This window comes from Oleiphilus sp. HI0061, assembly GCF_001635675.1.
This window is the reverse complement of record NZ_LWFE01001011.1, coordinates 1-5,217: the sequence shown is the minus strand read 5'-3', so window position 1 is coordinate 5,217 and position 5,217 is coordinate 1. Positions and strand designations below refer to the sequence as shown.

5 protein-coding genes are annotated in these 5,217 nt (G+C 44.5%); all 5 read left to right on the top strand.

Going from position 1 to position 5,217, the window contains the following annotated elements; genetic code table 11:
- The coding region (locus A3735_RS12340; protein ID WP_068638126.1) for an MFS transporter at positions 1-1,031 on the top strand (1,031 nt) is incomplete at its 5' end.
- Between the two features lie 158 nt (positions 1,032-1,189).
- Positions 1,190-1,813 carry an ANTAR domain-containing response regulator gene (locus tag A3735_RS12335; protein ID WP_068512368.1) on the top strand — a complete coding sequence of 208 codons (624 nt, stop codon included), beginning with the start codon at positions 1,190-1,192 and terminating at the stop codon, positions 1,811-1,813.
- 342 nt (positions 1,814-2,155) lie between these two features.
- Entirely contained in the window at positions 2,156-3,544 is a 1,389-nt protein-coding gene (locus A3735_RS12330; protein WP_068515165.1) for a CmpA/NrtA family ABC transporter substrate-binding protein, read from the top strand.
- Positions 3,545-3,790: 246 nt separating this feature from the next.
- Positions 3,791-4,705, top strand: coding sequence for an ABC transporter permease (locus A3735_RS12325; RefSeq protein ID WP_068567569.1), 915 nt, complete (start codon positions 3,791-3,793; stop codon positions 4,703-4,705).
- 63 nt (positions 4,706-4,768) lie between these two features.
- On the top strand, positions 4,769-5,217 hold a 449-nt coding region (locus tag A3735_RS12320; protein ID WP_156499639.1), incomplete at its 3' end, for an ABC transporter ATP-binding protein.

The window sequence follows — 5,217 nt, the reverse complement described above, 5'->3', positions numbered from 1 at the left end:
GGGGTAACTTCGGTTCGGCAGCTGCAGCATGGACTCTTCCAGCGGTAGCAGCTTACGTATATGGTGGTGATGATGGTTGGAGATATGCTATCGCAACAACAGGTGTTGTTGCTTTTGTTTATAGCATGATCTTTTACAAAAATGTTCGTAATACACCGAAAGGTTCGACTTACTTTAAGCCAAAGAAATCGGGTGGTTTGGAAGTAAGTAATAAGCGTGATTTCTGGTTCTATATCGCGATGAATGTGCCTATGTATATTGCCTTGGCTGTTTTGACATGGAAGCTATCTCCAGCGGGTGTAAGTCTACTATCGGCAACAACAGCAAACATTTTATGGGGGGTGCTCGCTGGTCTGTTTGCTTTCCAAATGCACTCAATCTATCAAGTGAACAAAGAACATCTACATACTTCTTTGCCAGAAAATGACCAGTATAAGTTTAAGCAAGTGGCTATTCTAGATTGGGCTTACTTCGTTACCTTTGGTTCAGAGTTGGCAGTTGTTTCAATGTTACCTGCATTCTTTATGGAAACCTTCGATCTAACGCCTGTTATGGCTGGCTTATTGGGGGGTGCATTCGCATTGATGAACTTGGCGGCGCGCCCAACTGGTGGTTATTTGTCAGATAAGTTTGGTCGTAAGAAAACCTTAACTATTCTGATTGCTGGTTTGACGGTCGGTTACTTGATTCTATCGCTAGTTGATAGCACCTGGATGATTCCATTAGCGGTTGCGGCGGTATTGCTTTGTTCTTTCTTCGTTCAGTCTGGTGAAGGTGCAGTGTTTGCAATGGTGCCACTGGTTAAGCGTCGTATGACTGGCCAAATTGCAGGTATGGTTGGCGCCTATGGCAACGTGGGTGGCGTGACCTTCCTGACGGTCTATTCTTTTGTTGATGCATCGACCTTCTTTATGGTGATTGCAGGTGCTGCGGTGGCTTGCTTGGCTCTGGTTCAGTTCTTGGATGAGCCTAAAGGTCATATGCATGAAGTATTACCTGATGGCACTGTTCAAATGATCGAGGTTAGCTAGGTTTAGCTAGGACTTGATTGCGAGCCTGTACTTTTGACAGGCTCGCTCCTTTTTATACCCTCTATTTTTTACCATTTAATATTTATCAGACCTATGCCAGAAGGGAATGAGTATTTCATACTTAGTTGTGTCTGAATTTATGAATAAGGTGGTGTCGTATGACTAGAGCTGTTATCTCAAATACAGGGCTCTCTCAAAAAGAACGCGCACTGTTAATTGACCCTCTGGATTCAAGAGCTGCGTTGTTACGCAGAGCTCTTCGCGAAAACGCTTATCCGATAATCGAGACTGTCACAGATGCTTGTCTTATGCTGGAGAAAGCAGAGGAGCATCAGCCTGATATTCTTGTGGTGGGCATGGACTTGCCCGACGAAGACACTTTACAGCAACTGGTCGAACTTCGAGAGCGCATGCCGCTTCCCGTCATTGTTTTCTCAGAAAAGGATGCGCCGCCGCTGGTTCAGAAGGTGGTGAAGGCCGGTGTCAGTGCTTTTATTGTGGATGATATACAGCCACAGCGCTTGCCTTCAATTATTAATATCGCAGTAGCTCGTTTTCATGAGCAGCAAGGTTTAATAAAGGAATTAAACACGACAAAAACCAAATTGGCCGAAAGAAAGACCTTAGAGAAGGCTAAAGGTTTGTTGATGAAACAGAAGGGCCTGAGTGAAGATGAGGCATATACCTCTCTTAGAAAGTTGGCGATGGATAAGGGGCAGCCGATTGTGAAAGTGGCTGAAAGCATTATTGATGTGTTTTCCTTATTGGGTGATGTCGAGTAGCCCTAAAGCAAGTCGTTAGTAAGTGCTTGGTGCACTGAAATGGGTCGTATTTCTGCGTGATATTGTCAAGTAGTTGATATATAAGGTATAAAAAGTTGGCACGGCTTGTGCTTTAACTGGTATATCTACGAACGCAAGGCGTTCATGAAACAAAACATAATGTCTTTCTATCAACGGCGATCAGAAAGACATCAAACAAGATCGCAATGGCGCGGTCAGGTTTGAACGAGCAAAGGTGCTCATCAGTTAGTGGTCTCATTAGAGGCGACTAATCGGTGGGCGCCTTTTTTTTGGATTTTTTGAAAGTTTATTATTGATTCATTGATATAAAGGAAGCGTTTTATGAAGTGGTTTAAATCGTTAAAAACGGCAACGATGACAACAGTAATCAGCGCAAGTGTCGCAGTTGGTATGACTAGCGGCGCGGCGCATGCAGAGAAATTAGGCTATCCGGAAAAAGAGGAGTTAACTTTCGGTTTTATCAAACTAACAGACATGGCGCCAATAGCTGTCGCCTATGAAAACGGTTACTTTGAGGATGAAGGCCTGTACGTCAAAATTGAAGCTCAAGCTAACTGGAAGGTCTTGCTTGATGGCGTAATTGACGGTCGCTTGGATGGTGCACATATGCTAGCGGGACAGCCTATTGCAGCGACGATGGGTTATGGAACTAAAGCTCATATCATTACGCCTTTCTCAATGGATTTGAATGGTAATGCGATCACCGTTTCAAATGATATTTGGGAACAGATGAAGCCAAATATTCCAAAGATGGCTGATGGAAAACCTGTTCACCCAATTAAAGCTGATGCGCTGAAGCCAGTTGTCGAGAAGTACAAGGAAGATGGAAAGCCTTTTAACATGGGGATGGTATTCCCGGTTTCGACTCATAACTATGAGCTAAGATACTGGTTAGCAGCGGGCGGTATTCACCCTGGCTACTACGCGCCTCATAAGGGTGACACGACAGGTAAGATCGATGCAGATGCCTTGCTATCAGTAACACCTCCACCACAAATGCCGTCTACCTTGGAAGCCGGCACGATCTATGGCTACTGTGTAGGTGAGCCTTGGAACCAGCAGGCCGTATTCAAAGGTATCGGTGTGCCAGTAGTGACTGATTACGAGATCTGGAAAGACAACCCAGAGAAAGTATTTGGTATTACTAAAGAATTTGCTGAGAAATACCCGAATACGACAGTTCGTTTAACGCGAGCGATGATTCGTGCAGCGATGTGGTTAGATGCTAACAACAATGCTAACCGTCCAGCAGCGGTTAAGATCTTGTCACAACCTAACTATGTTGGTGCTGACTATGACGTTATTGCAAACAGTATGACGGGTACTTTTGAGTACGAGAAAGGCGATAAGCGTTCAGTACCAGACTTCAACGTATTCTTCCGTTATAACGCGACTTACCCATACTACTCAGATGCTATCTGGTATCTAACGCAAATGCGTCGTTGGGGTCAGATCTCTGAAGATAAGAGCGACGAGTGGTACAAAGATTTGGCGAAGAAAGTATATCGTCCTGATATCTATGCACGTGCGGCGCAGTCTTTGATCAAAGAAGGTAAAGCGAAAGCGGCTGACTTCCCAGACTTCTCTACTGAAGATGGCTACCGTGACCCACAAACGCACTTTATCGATAACATTGTTTATGACGGTACACAACCAAACAAGTATATCGAGAAGTTCTCAATTGGTCTGAAATCAGGCGACAAGATCTAAAGAGTATTACATATGTCGGACGACAAATGCTGGCCTGAACCAGGGTTTGTTGTCTGACTGCTGATAACGAAGTTTGTCTAAGAAAGATTTATCTTGATCGGCTCTCAATGTTTGTTAGAACGAGAGTCGTCAGTTAACTGAAGTAGCTTTAAGCAGGAGCAGAAGATTATGTCAACGGCGACATCTCTTAAGGACGATATAGAACAACCAATTGTTTGGTTGGATAAGGTATTAGAGTTTGGTGCGATGGCAGCGAAGACTCTGGCAATACCCATGGCAGGTATTGCGGTATTTCTCATTATTTGGGCGGCAGCCGCACAGAGTGTTAAAACTTCTTTGGGGCAGTTTCCGGGTCCCGCGATGGTAATGGAGCAGTTCGTCTCTTTATATGATGAGCACGTTTCCGAGCGGACTAAAGAGCAAGCCTTCTACGAAAGGCAAGAGAAAAGAAATGCGGCACGAGTGGCTGAAGATCCATCTTATGTGCCTAAAATCAGAGCGTATACCGGGAAAGAAACTTTCCTCGATCAGATCTTTACCAGCTTAAAGACGGTCGCTTCTGGCTTCTTATTGGCTGCAGCGATAGCGATTCCCCTAGGCATTGCCATTGGCCTGAATAAAACACTGAACTCGGCTGTTAACCCGATTATTCAGGTGTTCAAACCTGTTTCTCCTTTGGCTTGGTTACCCTTGGTGACAATCTTGGTGAGTGCACTCTACGTCTCGTCAGATCCACTGGTAGCCAAGTCCTTTATTGTTTCGATGATCACCGTAACACTTTGCTGCTTATGGCCAATGGTGATCAATACGTCAGTGGGTGTTGCATCCATTGATGATAACTTGGTCAACGTAAGTAAGGTGTTGCGATTACCTGCTCTGAAACATGTTCAGAAAATTGTTTTACCTGCATCAGTACCGATGATCTTTACCGGAATGCGCTTGTCCTTAAGTATCGCATGGATGGTGTTGATCGCCGCAGAAATGTTGGCCCAAAACCCAGGCCTTGGAAAGTTCGTTTGGGATGAATTCCAGAATGGTAGTTCAGATTCACTAAGTAGAATTATGGCAGCAGTCGTTGTAATTGGTTTTATCGGATTCTTGTTAGATCGCGCAATGTTACAAATACAAAAGCGAGTGTCTTGGGATAATAAAGGCCTTTAAGCCTTAACCTGCCCGAACAGCTACAAGTAACGAAATACGATTGAATTTATTGAGGATAGAATTATGAGCGCATTATTAGATATTAGTCATATAGATATGGTCTTTCCGACACCAAAGGGGCCGTTCACAGCGCTGCAGGACGTGAGTTTACAAATTAAAAAGGGCGAGTTTGTATCGCTTATCGGACACTCGGGTTGTGGTAAGTCAACCGTTTTGAACGTTGTCGCTGGCCTACATCAGGCAACCAATGGCGGTGTAGTTCTTAGCGGCAAAGAAGTGACAGAACCAGGACCTGAGCGGGCCGTTGTCTTCCAAAATCATTCTCTATTGCCGTGGTTGACGGCGTATGAAAATGTTGAGCTGGCCGTTAAGCAAGTATTCGGAAAAACTAAGTCAAAAGCAGAAACTAAAGAGTGGGTAGAACATAATCTTCACTTGGTTCATATGGATCACGCTATGTATAAGCGTCCTGACGAAATATCAGGGGGTATGAAGCAGCGTGTGGGTATCGC

What these genes read in the sequence shown, in the direction of transcription:
- A3735_RS12330 (WP_068515165.1), top strand. Translation starts at nt 2,156, where the DNA reads ATGAAGTGGTTTAAATCGTTAAAAACGGCAACGATGACAACAGTAATC.
- A3735_RS12325 (WP_068567569.1), top strand. Translation starts at nt 3,791, where the DNA reads ATGGCAGCGAAGACTCTGGCAATACCCATGGCAGGTATTGCGGTATTT.
- A3735_RS12335 (WP_068512368.1), top strand. Translation starts at nt 1,190, where the DNA reads ATGACTAGAGCTGTTATCTCAAATACAGGGCTCTCTCAAAAAGAACGC.